The 16,436-nt window shown below is 60.4% G+C and carries 15 protein-coding genes; 4 read left to right on the top strand and 11 right to left on the bottom strand.

The window, feature by feature from the left end:
* Positions 1–91 precede the first annotated feature (91 nt).
* Positions 92–772: a Fe2+-dependent dioxygenase gene (locus tag NQL71_RS06280; protein ID WP_046820599.1), complete on the top strand. Its 681-nt coding sequence runs from the start codon at positions 92–94 to the stop codon at positions 770–772.
* Positions 769–1,533, top strand: a complete 765-nt coding sequence (locus tag NQL71_RS06275; RefSeq protein WP_248686615.1) for a tetratricopeptide repeat protein — start codon at positions 769–771, stop codon at positions 1,531–1,533. Before NQL71_RS06280 ends, NQL71_RS06275 begins: the two co-directional genes overlap by 4 nt.
* 143 nt (positions 1,534–1,676) lie before the next feature.
* Here NQL71_RS06275 and NQL71_RS06270 read toward each other — a convergent pair whose 3' ends face one another.
* From NQL71_RS06270 to NQL71_RS06250, 5 genes are all read right to left on the bottom strand, one after another.
* On the bottom strand, positions 1,677–2,840 hold the full coding sequence (locus NQL71_RS06270; RefSeq protein WP_046820597.1) for a type III PLP-dependent enzyme: 1,164 nt from the start codon (positions 2,838–2,840) through the stop codon (positions 1,677–1,679).
* Positions 2,841–3,284: 444 nt separating this feature from the next.
* Complete coding sequence (locus tag NQL71_RS06265; RefSeq protein ID WP_046820596.1) at positions 3,285–4,442, bottom strand: osmoprotectant ABC transporter ATP-binding protein OsmV; 1,158 nt, start codon at positions 4,440–4,442, stop codon at positions 3,285–3,287.
* Positions 4,439–5,092, bottom strand: coding sequence for an ABC transporter permease (locus tag NQL71_RS06260; RefSeq protein WP_046820595.1), 654 nt, complete (start codon positions 5,090–5,092; stop codon positions 4,439–4,441). The genes NQL71_RS06265 and NQL71_RS06260 overlap by 4 nt, the downstream gene beginning before the upstream one ends.
* Before the next feature lie 12 nt (positions 5,093–5,104).
* Positions 5,105–5,998, bottom strand: coding sequence for a glycine betaine ABC transporter substrate-binding protein (locus NQL71_RS06255; protein WP_046820594.1), 894 nt, complete (start codon positions 5,996–5,998; stop codon positions 5,105–5,107).
* A gap of 20 nt (positions 5,999–6,018) precedes the next feature.
* Complete coding sequence (locus tag NQL71_RS06250; protein ID WP_046820593.1) at positions 6,019–6,735, bottom strand: ABC transporter permease; 717 nt, start codon at positions 6,733–6,735, stop codon at positions 6,019–6,021.
* A gap of 328 nt (positions 6,736–7,063) precedes the next feature.
* Between NQL71_RS06250 and NQL71_RS06245 the strand changes: the two genes are divergently transcribed.
* Together NQL71_RS06245 and NQL71_RS06240 are read left to right on the top strand one after the other, a co-directional pair.
* Entirely contained in the window at positions 7,064–8,647 is a 1,584-nt protein-coding gene (locus NQL71_RS06245) for a peptide chain release factor 3 (RefSeq protein WP_274642395.1), read from the top strand.
* Between the two features lie 324 nt (positions 8,648–8,971).
* Entirely contained in the window at positions 8,972–9,229 is a 258-nt protein-coding gene (locus NQL71_RS06240) for a hypothetical protein (RefSeq protein ID WP_248686613.1), read from the top strand.
* Between the two features lie 137 nt (positions 9,230–9,366).
* On the opposite strand, the gene NQL71_RS06235 is transcribed toward NQL71_RS06240, so the two are convergent.
* The 6 genes from NQL71_RS06235 to NQL71_RS06210 form a co-directional block, all read right to left on the bottom strand.
* Entirely contained in the window at positions 9,367–10,554 is a 1,188-nt protein-coding gene (locus NQL71_RS06235; RefSeq protein ID WP_274642394.1) for a hypothetical protein, read from the bottom strand.
* Between the two features lie 228 nt (positions 10,555–10,782).
* Positions 10,783–11,763, bottom strand: coding sequence for a peptide ABC transporter ATP-binding protein (locus NQL71_RS06230; RefSeq protein WP_046820589.1), 981 nt, complete (start codon positions 11,761–11,763; stop codon positions 10,783–10,785).
* The gene (locus tag NQL71_RS06225; RefSeq protein ID WP_166618429.1) at positions 11,763–12,731 is read right to left on the bottom strand and encodes an ABC transporter ATP-binding protein; all 969 of its coding nucleotides are present in this window, start codon (positions 12,729–12,731) and stop codon (positions 11,763–11,765) included. The genes NQL71_RS06230 and NQL71_RS06225 overlap by 1 nt, the downstream gene beginning before the upstream one ends.
* A gap of 10 nt (positions 12,732–12,741) precedes the next feature.
* Positions 12,742–13,668 carry an ABC transporter permease subunit gene (locus tag NQL71_RS06220; RefSeq protein ID WP_046820587.1) on the bottom strand — a complete coding sequence of 309 codons (927 nt, stop codon included), beginning with the start codon at positions 13,666–13,668 and terminating at the stop codon, positions 12,742–12,744.
* 11 nt (positions 13,669–13,679) lie between these two features.
* Complete coding sequence (locus NQL71_RS06215; RefSeq protein ID WP_046820586.1) at positions 13,680–14,690, bottom strand: ABC transporter permease subunit; 1,011 nt, start codon at positions 14,688–14,690, stop codon at positions 13,680–13,682.
* 73 nt (positions 14,691–14,763) lie between these two features.
* A complete protein-coding gene (locus tag NQL71_RS06210) occupies positions 14,764–16,359 on the bottom strand; it encodes an ABC transporter substrate-binding protein (protein WP_046820585.1) in 1,596 nt (531 codons plus the stop codon).
* Positions 16,360–16,436: the final 77 nt, after the last annotated feature.

The following is a 16,436-nucleotide window of genomic DNA, read 5'->3' as shown; positions in this document are numbered from 1 at the left end:
GGTTTTTGCTGTTTCATTCGTCTGTCGGGTTTTACACAGGCAATAAGAATCAATATCATTGGCGCCCCTTTGCTTTCAGGTGCTTGCCCCCATGCTGCTGCACATTCCCGGCTTGTTCGAAAAAGAAGAAGTGCAGCGCATTCGCGAGGCTCTGCAACAGGCCGATTGGGCCGATGGCAAGATCACCGCCGGCTATCAATCGGCCAAGGCCAAGCACAACCTGCAGTTACCGGAAGGTCATCCGCTGGCCAAGGAGATCGGCGCGGCCATGTTGGAGCGGCTGTGGAAAAACCCGCAGTTCATGTCGGCGGCGTTACCGCACAAGGTGTTTCCTCCGTTACTGAACTGTTACACAGCCGGCGGCAGTTTCGACTTTCACATCGACAACGCCGTGCGCCAGCCCAAGGGCAGTATCGAACGGGTGCGTACCGACCTCTCGGCCACGCTGTTCTTCAGCGAGCCCGAGGACTACGACGGCGGCGAACTGGAAATCCAGGACACCTACGGCACCCAGCGCGTGAAGCTGCCAGCTGGGGACATGGTGCTGTATCCCGGCACCAGCCTGCACAAGGTCAACGCCGTCACCCGTGGCACACGCTACGCTTCGTTTTTCTGGACCCAGAGCCTGGTGCGCGAAGACAGCCAGCGTGCCCTGTTGTTCGAGATGGACGGGGCGATCCGGCAGTTGACCGAAGATGTGCCTGATCACCCTTCGCTGATTCGCCTGACCGGCACCTATCACAACCTGTTGCGGCGCTGGGTCGAGGTATGAGTTTTCAATTGCGCCGTGAGGAAATCCTCGACGGCGATACGCTCAAGTCCATGCTCGAAGAAAGCCCGGCCCGTGCGGCCCAAGCCATTTTGATGGCCGCCGGCGAAGATGTCCTCGATGCCCAGGCGTTGCTTGGGCAGATTCTGCTGGACGGGCAGGGCATCGCCCAGGATCAGCCGCTGGCCGTGCGCTGGTTTGACATCGCCGCGCGGCGCGGGCATTTGATGGCGCGCAACATGCTCGGCCGCTGTCATGAGCATGGTTGGGGCTGCGAGGCCGATGCGGCGAAGGCCGCCAGGCACTATCGCATCGCAGCCGAAGCCGGACTGGATTGGGCGATGTACAACTTCGCCAACCTGCTGGCGACCGGGCGTGGGGTGCTTGAGGATCAGCAACAGGCATTGAGGTTTTATCAACAGGCCGCTGAAATGGGCCATGCAAAATCGATGAACCTGCTGGGGCGCTACCTGGAAGAAGGGCGGGTCTGCGCGAAAGACCTGCAAGCCGCGCGCGATTGGTATCGGCGTTCGGCTGAGGGTGGGGACTTTCGCGGGCAGTTCAGCTTTGCAGCGGTATTGGCTGATGAAGGCAATGTCGATCAAGCGCTGGTTTGGCTACGCACGGCGCTGATCACCGGGAACCTGAATTTTCTGCGGGTGGCGAGCGAGGCGCTGATGAGCGCCACCGATCCGCGCATCCAGATGCTGGCGGACGATTACCGCCGACGCTGCACTGAACTCGAACTCGCCTCGACCCTGTAGGAGCCGGCTTGCCGGTAATTCAGGCGCCGCTGTTAACCAGACCCACCGCGTGATCGTTGATCGCCAGCAAGCCGGCTCCTACAGATCACCCACAAAAAAGCCCATGACAGAGCATGGGCATTTTTGATTTCTGCGTGCAGTACTTACACGTAGAAAGATTTCAGCGGCGGGAAGCCATTGAACTCGACGGCGCTGTAGCTGGTGGTGTACGCACCGGTCGACAGCCAGTACAGGCGATCACCGATGGCCAGGTTCAGTGGCAGGCCGTACTTGTAGTTCTCGTACATGATGTCGGCGCTGTCGCAGGTCGGGCCGGCGATGACGACTTCTTCCATCTCGCCTTTCTTTTCGGTCCAGATCGGGAATTTGATGGCTTCGTCCATGGTTTCGATCAGGCCGGAGAACTTGCCCACGTCCGTGTACACCCAACGCTCGACGGCGGTGCGGGATTTACGCGCGACCAGCACCACTTCGCTGACCAGGATGCCGGCGTTGGCGATCAGCGAACGGCCCGGCTCCAGGATGATTTCCGGCAGGTCATCGCCGAAGTCTTCCTTGAGGAAGCGAATGATTTCTTCAGCGTAGGTTTCCAGGCTGTTGGTGCGGGTAATGTAGTTGGCCGGGAAGCCGCCGCCCATGTTGATCAGCTTGAGGACGATGCCGTCTTCTTCCTTCAGGCGCTCGAAGATCACCTTGACCTTGGCAATCGCCGCGTCCCAGACGCTGATGTCGCGCTGCTGCGAGCCAACGTGGAAGGAGATGCCGTACGGCACCAGGCCCAGGTCACGGGCGAGGATCAGCAGGTCCATGGCCATGTCGGTCTGGCAGCCGAATTTGCGCGACAAAGGCCAGTCGGCGGTGGTCGAGCCTTCGGTCAGGATTCGTACGTAGACTTTCGAACCCGGTGCGGCCTTGGCAATGTTGCGCAGGTCAGCTTCGGAGTCGGTGGCATACAGGCGCACGCCCTTCTCGTAGAAGTAGCGGATGTCCTTGGATTTCTTGATGGTGTTGCCGTAGCTGATCTGGTCGGCGCTGACGCCGCGGCTCAGCACTTTGTCCAGCTCGTAGATCGAGGCGATGTCGAAGCTCGAGCCTTTCTCCTTGAGCAGGTCGATGATTTCCACAGCCGGGTTGGCCTTGACCGCGTAGTAGACCTTGGCGAATTCGAAACCGGCGCGCAGGTCATCGTAGGCCTGGCTGATCATCGCGGTGTCGATCACCACGAACGGGGTTTCTTGCTTGTCGGCGAATGCCTTCATTTTCTGGAAGGTTTCGCGCGCGAAATAGTCTTCGACCTGGATCGACATGCTGGGAACTCCTACTGGCAAACTGAAATTATCAATGGGTGCAAATGAACGTCCTCCGTATCCCCACTTTGGTTCGCCTACTTCCCAAGGCATGTCGCCGAAAGCAAAAAGGCCATGGGAAGCGCTGCTTTCCCTTGGCCTTGCTGTCTCGTCGTCAGTACTTGAGCCGGATGGATCGTTTCCAGCATGGACGTTCGGCGCGAACTTTAGGGCGTGAGGGGCTTGAGATCAACAAAAAATGTCGCGTTTTTGCACGCATCCGTCGTGCGGTCCCTTACAACTACTGATGTAACGGACCTGTGTGACGGTGTGATGTTCCCCTGAATGATCGTTCCCGCGCTCCGCGTGGGAATGCATCAAGAGACGCTCCGCGTCTCAAAGGGCGGGCGCAGAGCGTCCAGGGAGGCGTTCCCACGCGGAGCGTAGGAACGATCAGTGAAGGGATCAGGCCACAGCAGTCTCTGCTGGCGAAACGATACTGGTCTTGCCCCCACGGGACTTGCCCGAACTCAGATACTCGGCAATCGACTCCTGCGTCACTTCCCCGAGAAACACCCGCTCCGCATCCATCACCGGCAGCCACGAACGGTTGAACTCATACATCCGCGACAACAGGATGCGCAGATGCTCGTCATACGCCGCCGTGGCGTTGAATTCGCGCAGGTATTGCCCGCACGTGCCGCTCTGACGGTGCAGGTCGCGCCGGCGTACATAGCCCAGGGCCTTGTTGTCGGCGCAGGTGACCACCACGTAGCGACGGTCATGCTCGTCCATCAATTCCAGTGCATCGGCCACCGGCGTTTCCGGGCTCACCGACGGCGCGTTGTCCGCCGCATCCTCGGCTTTGACCAGCAACAGGCGCTTGAGCGTGCTGTCCTGGCCGACGAAGTTGCTGACAAAATCATCCGCCGGATGCGCCAGCAGGGTGTCCGGGTGATCGATCTGCAACAGCTTGCCGGCGCGGAAGATCGCGATCTTGTCGCCCAGCTTGATCGCTTCGTCGATGTCGTGGCTGACCATGATCACGGTCTTGTTCAGCGCCCGTTGCATCTCGAAGAACTCGTTCTGGATCATTTCGCGGTTGATCGGGTCGACCGCGCCGAAGGGTTCGTCCATCAGCAACAGCGGTGCATCGGCTGCCAGCGCGCGAATCACGCCGATCCTTTGTTGCTGGCCGCCGGACAGCTCCCGAGGGTAGCGATGCAGGTATTGCTTGGGTTCGAGCTTGATCATGCTCATCAACTCGCGGGCGCGGTCGTGGCATTTCTGTTTGTCCCAGCCGAGCAGCTTGGGCACCACCACGATGTTCTCTTCGATGGTCATGTTGGGGAACAGGCCGATCTGCTGGATCACATAACCGATGTTACGGCGCAGGGTCACTTCGTCGAGGCCGGTGGTGTCTTCGCCATTGATCAGGATCTTGCCCGAGGTCGGCTTGATCAAGCGGTTGATCATCTTCAGCGTGGTGCTTTTGCCGCAACCCGATGGCCCGAGGAACACGCAGATTTCGCCTTCATTGACGGTCAGGCTTACCGAGTCCACGGCTTTCACGTCTTTGCCGTTGCTTTGGAAGGTCTTGCTGAGGTTTTGAAGTTCGATCATTTGAGCAGTCCTTTTGGAGTCAGCGAGCGTTGCAGCCATTGCAGAAGCAGGTCGGCGAAGATGGCCAGCAAGCTGACCAGCACGGCGCCGACGATCAGCATCGACATGTCGCTGCGGCTGATGGAAGCGAGGATGAGTACACCGAGGCCACCGGCGCCGATGGTCGCGGCGATGGTCATGACGCCAATGTTCATGACCACGGCAGTGCGCACGCCGGCGAGGATCACCGGCACGGCGATGGGCAACTCGACCATGCGCAGGCGCTGGCCGAAGGTCATGCCGATGCCGCGCGCGGCTTCGCGGATGCCTGGTTCGACGTTGGTCAGGGCCAGGTAGGTGTTACGCATGATCGGCAGCAGCGAATACAGGAACACGGCGGTGATGGCTGGCATCGGGCCCAGGCCCTGGCCGAACTTGGAGTAGAACGGCAGCAGCAGGCCGAACAGCGCAATCGACGGCACGGTCAATAGCACCGTGGCACTGGCCTGCAGCGGGCCGGCGAGCGTCGGGAAGCGCGTCATCAGCACGCCCAGCGGCACGCCGACCACGATCGCCAGGGTCACGGCGATGCCCACCAGGGTGATGTGTTGCCCGGTCAGGTGCAGGACCTGTGCCCAGTCGAGGTGGGAAAAGGCGTTGAGAAATTCCATGGCTTTTCCTCCTTATTTGATTGGATGCTGGCGCAGGAAATCTGCGGCAACGGCCGAAGGGCTCTGGTGATCGACATCGACCCGCGCGTTGAGCTCGCGCATGGTGTTGTCGTCGAACAGTTCAGCCAGGGGCTTGAGTTGTTCGGCCAGTTGCGGATGCTCATTGAGGTAAGCCTGGCGAACCACGGGCGCTGCGGTGTAGTCGGGGAAGTAATGCTTGTCGTCTTCCAGGAGCTTGAGCTTGAAGGCGTTCAAGCGACCATCGGTGGTGTAGACCAGGCCGGCAAACACCTGGCCGTTGCGCAGGGCGGTGTAGACCAGACCGGCGTCCATCTGGCGGATGTTTTTGCGGGTCAGGTTCATGTCGTAGAGCTTGACCATGCCATCCAGACCGTCCGAACGGTTGGCGAATTCGGTATCCAGCGCCACCAGATTGTTGGTCTCGGCTTCTTTGCGCAGCACTGTGTTCAGTTCACTGATGGTGTTGATCTGCGGGTACTCATCCGCGACGTTTTTCGGCAGGGCCAGCGCGTAGGTGTTGCTGAATTTCGACGGAGTGAGCCAGACGAGTCCTTTTTTGCCGTCGAGTTCTTTGACTCGGGCGTAGGACTGTTCGCTGTCGAGTTTTTCGTCGACATGGTTGTAGGCCACCAACGACACGCCGGTGTATTCCCAGAGCATGTCCAACTGACCGCTTTCCTGGGCACTGCGGGCAAGGTTGCTGCCCAGGCCTGCGGTCACTTGGGTTTCATAACCTTTGGATCGCAGGTACTGGGAGGTGATTTCCGCCAGCAGTGTCTGTTCGGTGAACACCCGGGCGCCGATGCGGATCAGCGGTTTTTCCGCGGCTTGGGCAAATCCTGCGAACAGCAGGACGCAGCCTAGTAAAAAGCTTGATGTCTTCATGATGATTCCTTTGCCGAGGCTTAAGACGGGCGCAGACCGCGTTCGAGCCAGAGACGGCTGGCGAGCGTCACCAGGCCATCGAGCAGCAACGCCAGCAGGGCGGTGCAAGCTGCGCCCAGCAGCAGTTGCGGCTGGTTGTTCAGGGCGATGCCGGGGAAGATCAGGCTGCCCAGACTGTTGGCGCCGATCAGGAACGACAAGGGCGCGGTACCGACGTTGATCGCCAGGGCCACGCGAACGCCGCCGATGATGATCGGCACGGCGTTTGGCAGTTCGACCCGCCACAGCACCTGAGACGGCGTCATGCCGATGCCGACGGCTGCTTCCTTGAGCGAACCCTGGACGTTTTTCAGGCCTTCGTAGGTGTTGCGCACGATCGGCAGCAACGAAGCGAGGAACAGGGCGAAGATCGCGGGGCCACTGCCGATGCCGAGGATGCCCAGGGCGATGGCCAGTACGGCGAGAGGCGGCACGGTGTTGCCGATGTTGAAGAGCTGCATGAAGCGCTCAGCGCGGCCCACCATGCTCGGGCGGCTGAGGAAGATGCCGGCGGGGATGCCCACAACGAGGGCGGCCAGCATGGACGCGAGGACGAGAATCAGATGAGCTTGCAGGTAAAACAACAAATCGTCGCGGTAGTGTTCGATCGTGTTGATGCCGATCCAGTGGACCAGCAGGGCCAGGAGGGCGATTACCAGCGCGCCTCCTATCAGCCCTTTGCCATAGCGAATAGCCACAGGCGGACTCCTTTTTTCAGTCGGCGAACACTTTTTCGCGTGGCAACGCCATTCCTGGCTGCCGAAAAAATGATCGCGAGAAGCAGCTCGAACAGGCCGGTAAAACGGCCTGCAATCGAGCCATGAGCACAGCCTCGTCAGGCTGAAATGCGGGTGTTTCAGGCCCCCGACGAGTGGTCGTTACGGGGGAGTGGACGTCTCCGTGCTTTAAAAGGTTCCCATCTAAGGCAGCATTTGGCCACCCCTGATGTGCTCAACGGTTCGGTTATTGACTCAACTTGGGCTATAATCTGCGCCCTTTTTTGAATCACCTGCCAGGCGATTTCCCATGACCAAACAGGCCGCCGAAGTCGCGAAACGCCGCACTTTCGCCATTATTTCCCACCCCGATGCCGGTAAGACCACTATCACCGAGAAGCTCCTGCTGATGGGCAAGGCGATTGCGGTAGCCGGTACGGTGAAATCTCGTAAATCCGACCGCCATGCCACCTCCGACTGGATGGAAATGGAAAAACAACGGGGTATTTCCATTACCACGTCGGTCATGCAGTTCCCGTATCGCGAGCACATGATCAACCTGCTCGACACCCCGGGCCACGAAGACTTCTCCGAAGACACCTATCGCACCCTGACGGCGGTGGACTCGGCCTTGATGGTCCTCGACGGCGGTAAGGGTGTAGAGCCGCGGACCATCGCCCTGATGGACGTCTGCCGTCTGCGTGACACGCCGATCGTCAGCTTCATCAACAAACTCGACCGTGACATCCGCGACCCGATCGAACTGCTCGACGAAATCGAAGCGGTCCTCAAGATCAAGGCCGCGCCGATCACCTGGCCGATCGGCTGCTACCGCGACTTCAAAGGCGTGTACCACCTGGCCGACGATTACATCATCGTCTACACAGCCGGTCACGGCCACGAGCGCACCGAAACCAAGATCATCGAGAAACTCGATTCCGATGAAGCCCGCGCCCACCTGGGTGACGAGTACGAGCGTTTCATCGAACAGCTGGAACTGGTGCAGGGCGCCTGCCACGAGTTCAACCAGCAGGAGTTCCTCGACGGTCAGCTGACCCCGGTGTTCTTCGGTACGGCACTGGGCAACTTCGGTGTCGACCACGTCCTCGACGCCGTCGTCGATTGGGCGCCGCGCCCACTGGCGCGTGTAGCCAACGAGCGCACCGTGGAACCGGTGGAAGAGAAGTTCTCGGGCTTCATCTTCAAGATCCAGGCGAACATGGACCCGAAACACCGCGACCGTATCGCGTTCATGCGTATCTGCTCGGGCAAGTACGAGAAGGGCATGAAGATGCGCCACGTGCGCACCGGCAAGGACGTACGGATCGGCGACGCGCTGACCTTCTTCTCCTCCGAGCGTGAGCAACTGGAAGAAGCGTTTGCCGGCGACATCATCGGCCTGCACAACCACGGCACCATCCAGATCGGCGACACCTTCAGCGAAGGCGAAGTCCTGGGCTTCACCGGCATCCCGCACTTCGCCCCGGAACTGTTCCGCCGCGTACGCCTGAAAGACCCGCTGAAATCCAAGCAACTGCGCCAGGGCCTGCAGCAACTGGCCGAAGAAGGCGCGACCCAGGTGTTCTTCCCGGAACGCAGCAACGACATCATCCTCGGCGCCGTCGGTGTGCTGCAGTTCGACGTGGTCGCCAGCCGCCTGAAAGAGGAATACAAGGTCGAGTGCTCCTACGAGCCGATCACCGTTTATTCCGCGCGCTGGATCGAATGCAGCGACAAGAAGAAGCTTGAGGAATTCACCAACAAGGCCGTGGAAAACCTGGCACTGGACGGCGGCGGTCACCTGACCTACCTCGCGCCTACGCGGGTCAACCTGGCCCTGATGGAAGAGCGCTGGCCGGACGTGAAATTCCGTGCGACGCGTGAGCATCACTAAGCTTTGAGTTGAAACACCAAAAACCCCGTTGCGAAAGCTGCGGGGTTTTTTGTTGGTGCGCGGTTCAGTGTGGGAGCGGGCTTGCTCGCGAAAGCGGAGTGTCAGTCGACATGGATATTGGGTGTGATGGACTCTTCGCGAGCAAGCCCGCTCCCACACTGGACGGTGTTGTTATTGAGTTTGGGTATAACCCTTATTCAAAACCAGTCTCACCTTTCTCGGCATTTCCGACCGGTCGTTAGCGTCCTATTTGGTGAACCCTGGTGATTGGAACTAGATTTAATCAGCGCCAGACAGGCACTCCACGAAAGGATGGATTCGGCTATGAACAGATTGCTACGCGTTGTGTTGCTGTTGAAGGTATTGGTGATGCTGGCCCTCGGCAGTTCGGCGGTCTGGGCAGAGTGTGAGGATCATGAAACCCAGGCGTCGAGCGGGCAGGGGACCCACGGCGAGCTGATGATCGCCAAGTCCGAATCGGAACCGGGCGACAAGGGGCAGGGTGGTGCCGACAACGATGATGACTCGACCACCGATGAACCGGACTCCGATGATGTTGACGAAGGCGACAGCCAGACGTAAATCGCAGACCCTACCAAACCCTTGCGCCGGACCCACTGTAGGAGCGAGCTTGCTCGCGAAGGCGTCATATCCGTCAGCATCATAAGCGACTGACAGTCCGCCTTCGCGAGCAAGCTCGCTCCTGCAGGAAGCCGGGCTCAGGCTTGCAGCCCGTAGACCACCGGGCCGTGATGACCGATGTCGATGACCGCCTCGGCGCCAACGATCATTCTGGCCGCGCTCTGCACCTTCACATCCCACGCCACTCCCCCTGAAGGACCAAAGGATATCCATCCGGTCCCGGTCCTGCCGAAGCGAGCGTCAGGTTTGCCATTGGGCAACAACCTGCCAGCGAGGATATGCAGCGCCCGGTTGTGACCGACCACGACAATCTCCCCGTCCGGCTGCTGGGCCAAGGCTCTCCAGAATGTTTCAGGACCGGTGTCGGTCAATACAGGACGACCGCCATTCCACTCCTTGTCCGGGCGACCGTCTGCGGTAAACCTCATCACCATGCCCAGGGTCTCCTGCAGGCCGCCAGCACATACCAGCTTGCCATCCGCCTGTGGGATGAGCTGACGCATCCTGAGTGAGCCATCGGTTGATGCGTAGAAAGCAAAACCATCGACACCAAACTGGCTATCGATTCGCCCTTGCAGATCATAACGGGCCAGAACCAGCTGACCGGATAGGGTGGTCCCCCCCACAACGATTTTTCCGTCTTGAATCACCACGCTACTGAGCTGGATGAAATCGCCCTCGCTTTCGATCTCGAGGAACCCGCCGTTGCCGAATCCGGTATCCAGTTCACCGTTACTGTACAAGCGCGCCAGCAGTGCCCCTTGGGAATCACTGATGTAATAGGTGAACGACACGAGCACCTTTCCATCATCCTGCAGGCAACCGTCGATCAGCTCCACTTGGGAATAATCATGCTGTGCGACTGGAATGACGACACTGCCGAAGACCAGGTCCGGGCTGCCATTGGCATGAAAGCGTCGCAGTGCGGCCCGGCGGATACCGTCGGCTTCCTGGGTCTCACCGATCACCAGGATCTTGCGATCGTCCTGCAGTAGCAAGCGCACCGGCGTTGCCTGTTTACCGCAGACAAACCGCCACTCACCGGTGTTGCCGTCGTGGCCGAACGCCTCGTCCTTGATGCCGTCAGAATCGGTGCGGTACAGAGTGAAACCCTGTCCCTGCCGAGTCGCGTAGGTCAGTTCACCTTCAGCCGATAACACAACGGCCCTGACCGAGCCGGCCAAAAAGTCGGGTCTGATTTGGCCAAAATCACCGAATACTGGGTCTAGCTGACCAGCGTTTCCGTCTGTTGCTTGGATTTCCATGATGTTTGCACCTGTCCCTGTCGTTTGAATGTTTCCGTGTCTACGCCTTGCGTCGCGTGACACAGGGCTCTGCGACAGGATTCAAACAAAACAGCGGGGCGTGCGTAACTGTCAGAAATGGCAGTGGGCTTGTGCAAACCAAAGAAAACCCCTGCTCCCTCGATTGATGTGCAATCGAAAGAGAAGGGGTTTGCCTGATTCAAGCGCCCCGCTGACCGGGGCGTTTGTTTACGCCGCGCCGTCGAGGAATTGCTCGGCGTAGTGGCAAGCCACCTGGCGGCTGTCGAGCAGGCGCAGGGCCGGCTCTTCAGTGCTGCAACGCTCGGTGGCGTATGGGCAGCGCTTGTGGAAGGCGCAGCCGGGTGGTGGGTTCAGCGGGTTGGGCAACTCGCCGACGATCTTGATTTTCGGTTTGTCCGGATCCGGGTGGATGGTCGGAGTGGCCGACAACAGTGCCTGGGTGTATGGGTGCAGGGGGCGGGTGTAGATGTCTTCCTTGGGCCCCATTTCCACCGGACGGCCGAGGTACATCACCATCACGTGATCGGCGACGTGGCGCACCACCGCCAGGTTGTGGGAGATGAACACGTAGGCGGTGTTGAACTCCTGCTGCAGGTCCATGAACAGGTTGAGCACCTGCGCCTGGATCGACACGTCCAGCGCCGAGGTCGGTTCGTCCGCCACCAGCACTTTCGGTTGCAGCATCATCGCCCGGGCCAGCGCAATACGCTGGCGCTGGCCACCGGAGAACATGTGCGGATAACGCTGGTAGTGCTCAGGACGCAGGCCCACCTGCTTCATCATCGCCTGGACTTTCTCGCGACGTTCGGTGGCCGACAGGTTGGTATTGATCAGCAAAGGTTCTGCGAGCTGGTCACCGATTTTCTGCCGTGGGTTCAACGAGGCGTACGGGCTCTGGAACACCATCTGCACGTCTTTGCGCAGTTGCTTGCGCTGGGCCTTATCGGCACCGGCGACTTCCTGGCCGGCGATTTTCAGGGAGCCGGAGGACGGCTCTTCGATCAGGGTCAGGGCGCGGGCCAGGGTGGACTTGCCGCACCCTGACTCACCCACCACGGCGAGGGTCTTGCCGGCTTCCAGTTCGAACGACACGCCGTTGAGGGCGCGTACGGTTGCGTGACCCTTGAACAGGCCACGGGACACTTCGTAGTGACGGGTCAGGTCGCGGGCGGTAAGTACGACGGCCATTACGCCACCTCCTGGTTCAGCGGGTAGAAGCAGCGGGCGAGGCTGTTGCTTTTCGGGTCAAGGCTTGGGCGCTGCACGCGGCAGTTGTCCTGCACGTACGGGCAGCGCGGCGACAGCAGGCAGCCCTGCGGACGGTCGTAGCGGCCAGGCACGATGCCCGGCAGGGTCGACAGGCGCGAGGCGCCCAGGCTGTGTTCCGGAATCGCCTTGAGCAGCGCTTCGCTGTACGGGTGTGCCGGGATGTCGAACAATTGCGGCACCTGACCGACTTCGACCGCTTGGCCGGCGTACATCACGCAGACGCGCTGGGCGGTTTCGGCCACGACCGCGAGGTCGTGGGTGATCAGCACCAGGCCCATGTTCTGCTCTTTCTGCAACGCCAGCAGCAGGTCCATGATCTGCGCCTGGATCGTTACGTCCAGCGCCGTGGTCGGTTCGTCGGCGATCAGCAGTTTCGGCTCGCCGGCGATCGCCATGGCGATCGCGACGCGCTGGCTCATGCCACCGGACAGTTGGTGCGGGTAGGCGTCCATTCGGCTGGCCGCGCCCGGGATCTCAACTTTTTCCAGCAGTTCGATGGCGCGTTTGCGCGCAGCCTTGCCGGACATTTTCAGGTGCAGGCGCAGCACTTCTTCGATCTGGAAACCGACGGTGTAGCTCGGGTTGAGCGCGGTCATCGGGTCCTGGAAGACCATCGACAGGTCTTTGCCGACGATTTGCCGACGCTGACGGTTGCTGAGCTTGAGCATGTCCTTGCCGTCGAAGCTGAGCGAGTCGGCGGTGACGATGCCGGGATGCTCGATCAGGCCCATCAGCGCCATCATGGTCACGGATTTACCCGAACCCGACTCGCCAACGATGGCCAGCACTTCGCCCTTGTCGACTTTGAGGTCGAGGCCATCGACTACGGGCGTAGCGTTCTTGTCGCCGAAGCGAACGTTGAGATTCTTGATTTCTAACAGTGACATTGGAATCTCCTCAGGCGGCGTTCTTGAGTTTCGGGTCCAGCGCATCGCGCAGACCGTCACCCATCAAGTTGATTGCCAGCACGCTGAGCAAAATGGTCAAGCCAGGCAGGCTGACGACCCACCAGGCGCGTTCGATGTAGTCGCGGGCCGAAGCCAGCATGGTGCCCCACTCAGGAGTTGGCGGTTGTACGCCAAGGCCGAGGAAGCCCAGTGCGGCGGCATCGAGAATCGCCGAGGAGAAGCTCAGAGTCGCCTGGACAATCAGCGGCGCCATGCAGTTGGGCAGCACGGTCACGAACATCAGGCGTGGCAGGCCGGCACCGGCCAGGCGCGCGGCGGTCACGTAGTCGCGGTTCAGCTCGCCCATCACCGCGGCGCGGGTCAGGCGAACGTAGGACGGCAGGGACACCACGGCGATGGCGATCACGGTGTTGATCAGGCCAGGGCCGAGGATGGCGACGATCGCCACGGCCAGCAGCAGGGACGGCAGGGCCAGCATGATGTCCATCAGGCGCATGATGGTCGGGCCGACCGCTTTCGGGAAGAAACCGGCGAACAGACCCAGCAGGATCCCCGGGATCAGCGACATCACCACCGACGACAAGCCGATCAGCAGCGACAGGCGCGAGCCCTGGATCAGGCGCGACAGCAGGTCGCGGCCCAGTTCATCGGTACCCAGCAGGAACTGGATCTGCCCGCCTTCCAGCCAGGCTGGCGGGGTGAGCAGGAAGTCGCGGTACTGCTCGCTCGGGTCATGGGGGGCAACCCACGGGGCGAAGATGGCGCAGAAAATCACCAGCAGCATGAACATCAGGCCGGCAACGGCACCTTTGTTCTTGGAAAACGCTTGCCAGAATTCCTTGTACGGCGACGGGTACAGCAAGCTTTGGTCCACGGCGGACGTGGCGGTGGCTACTGAGGATGTTGGAGTGCTCATGGGTATTGACCTCAGCGCTGATGACGGATGCGTGGGTTGGCAAAGCCGTAGAGGATGTCCACTACGAAGTTGACCAGAATCACCAGGCAGGCGATTAACAGGATGCCGTTTTGTACGACGGGGTAGTCGCGGGCGCCAATGGCTTCGATCAGCCATTTGCCGATGCCCGGCCAGGAGAAGATGGTCTCGGTCAGGACAGCGCCTGCCAGCAGGGTGCCGACTTGCAGGCCAACCACGGTCAGTACCGGAATCAGCGCGTTGCGCAGGCCGTGCACGAACACCACGCGCGACGGCGACAGGCCTTTGGCGCGGGCGGTACGGATGTAGTCTTCACGCAGCACTTCGAGCATCGACGAACGGGTCATGCGCGCAATCACCGCCAGCGGGATGGTGCCTAGCACGATGGCCGGCAGGATCAGGTGATGCAGGGCATCGAAGAATGCGCCGACGTCATCGGCCAGCAGCGTATCGATCAGCATGAAGCCGGTGCGCGGCTCGATGTCATAGAGCAGGTCGATCCGCCCGGACACCGGGGTCCAGCCCAGGGATACCGAGAAGAACATGATCAGGATCAGGCCCCACCAGAAGATCGGCATCGAGTATCCCGCGAGGGAGACACCCATCACCCCATGGTCGAACAGGGACCCTCGCTTGAGGGCTGCGATCACCCCGGCCAGCAGGCCCAGGATGCCGGCGAACAGCAGGGCGGCCATGGACAGTTCCAGGGTTGCGGGGAAGAGGGAGGTGAACTCGTTCCAGACGCTTTCACGGGTACGCAGGGATTCCCCGAGATCACCGTGGGCCAGTTTGCCGATGTAATCCAGGTACTGGGCATACAGGGGTTTGTTCAGACCTAGGCGTTCCATTGCCTGAGCGTGCATTTCCGGGTCGACTCTGCGTTCGCCCATCATGACTTCCACGGGGTCGCCAGGGATCATGCGAATCAGCGCGAAAGTCAGCAAGGTGATGCCGAAGAACGTGGGGATCAGTAACCCCAGTCGGCGGGCAATAAAACTAAACATCGTAAGGTGTACCTCATCAGCCGGTTAGGCGTGCCCGGCATGCCAGGGTGCGGCAATGCCGGGAGTTTCTTATCTACTTCACCTGGGTGGTGGCGAAGTTATTGGTGGTGAGCGGGCTTATTTGGTAGCCCTCTACGTTGTTGCGCATTGCAGTGAACATTCTAGTGTGCGCCATGCTGATCCATGGCTGGTCCTGGTTAAAGATAACCTGAGCCTGTTCGTACAGTGCTGCACGCTCGGCCGGGTCGGTTTTTTCGCGGGCCTGGTCAAGCAGGGCCTGGAATTTTTCATTGCACCAGCGAGCGTAGTTTTCGCCGTTCTTCGCGGCCTCGCAACTGAGCATAGGCGTCAGGAAGTTATCCGGGTCGCCGTTGTCGCCCGCCCATCCGGCGGAAACCATGTCGTGCTCGCCGTTTTTCGCGCGTTTGAGCATTTCGCCCCATTCCATCACGCGGATGTCGATCTTGATCCCGACCTTGGCCAGGTCCGCTTGCATCATCTGCGCGCCGAGCATCGGGTTCGGGTTGGTCGGGCCGCCACCGTTGCGGGTGAACAGGGTGAAGGTGGTGCCTTCCGGTACGCCGGCTTCCTTGAGCAGGGCGCGAGCCTTGTCCAGGTCGTGGGCCGGGTTCTTCAGGCTGTGGTTGTAGCCCAGCAGGGTGTCCGGGTACGGGTTGACCGCGGCGGTCGCATTGCCTTTGCCGAACAACGCATTGACGTACGCCTCTTTGTCGAAGGCGATGTCGATGGCTTTGCGCACCCGCACGTCGCTCATGTACTTGTGCGTGGTGTTCATGGCGATGTAGGAAACGGTCATCGCGTTCAGTTCGTCGACCTTCAGGTTCGAGTCTTTCTTGATGCTCGGGATGTCATCCGGCTTCGGATACAGCGCGACCTGGCATTCGTTGGCCTTGAGCTTCTGCAGGCGCACGTTGTTGTCGGTGGCGATGGCCAGGATCAGCGCATCAGCCGGCGGCTTGCCGCGGAAGTAGTCCGGGTTGGCCTTGAAGCGAACCTGGGCGTCCTTGTTGTAGCGCTGGAAGACGAACGGACCGGTACCCACTGGCTTGTTGTTCAGGTCGCCGGTCTTGTTGGCCTTGAGCAACAGGTCGGCGTACTCGGCGGAGTAGATTGACGAGAAGGCCATGGCGATGTCGGCCAGGAACGGCGCTTCGCGGCGGGTCAGGGTGAACTTGACCGTGTTGTCGTCGACTTTCTCGACGCTTTTGAGCAGTTCCTTGAAGCCCATGCTTTCAAAGTACGGGAAGCCCACGCTCGACAGTTTGTGCCACGGATGATTCGGGTCCAGCTGGCGCTGGAAGCTCCAGACCACGTCGTCGGCATTCATGTCGCGGGTCGGCTTGAAGTATTCGGTGGTGTGGAACTTGACGCCTTTACGCAGATGGAACGTGTAGGTCAGGCCGTCTTCACTGATGTCCCAGGAGTCGGCCAGTGCCGGAATCACGTCGGTGGTGCCGGGCTTGAAGTCCGCCAGGCGATTGAAGATGGTTTCGGCCACGGCATCGGCGGTGACTGCAGTCGTGTACTGGACCATGTCGAAGCCTTCGGGGCTGGCTTCCGTGCAAACCACCAGGGGCTTGGCCGAAACGCCGACAGCGACACTGAGCAATGCGGCCGCGATGGCCGCACGTAGGGGAAGCATTTTCATCAAGAACCCTCTGCAATCAGTTAAAGGACAAACGCCTAACGGCCGACTCGTCATTGAATCAGCCGTTAGGCACGGGC

The sequence above is a fragment of the Pseudomonas serbica genome, from assembly GCF_028823535.1.
Taxonomy (GTDB): Bacteria; Pseudomonadota; Gammaproteobacteria; order Pseudomonadales; family Pseudomonadaceae; genus Aquipseudomonas; species Aquipseudomonas serbica.
This window is presented reverse-complemented; position numbering and strand designations above follow the sequence as displayed.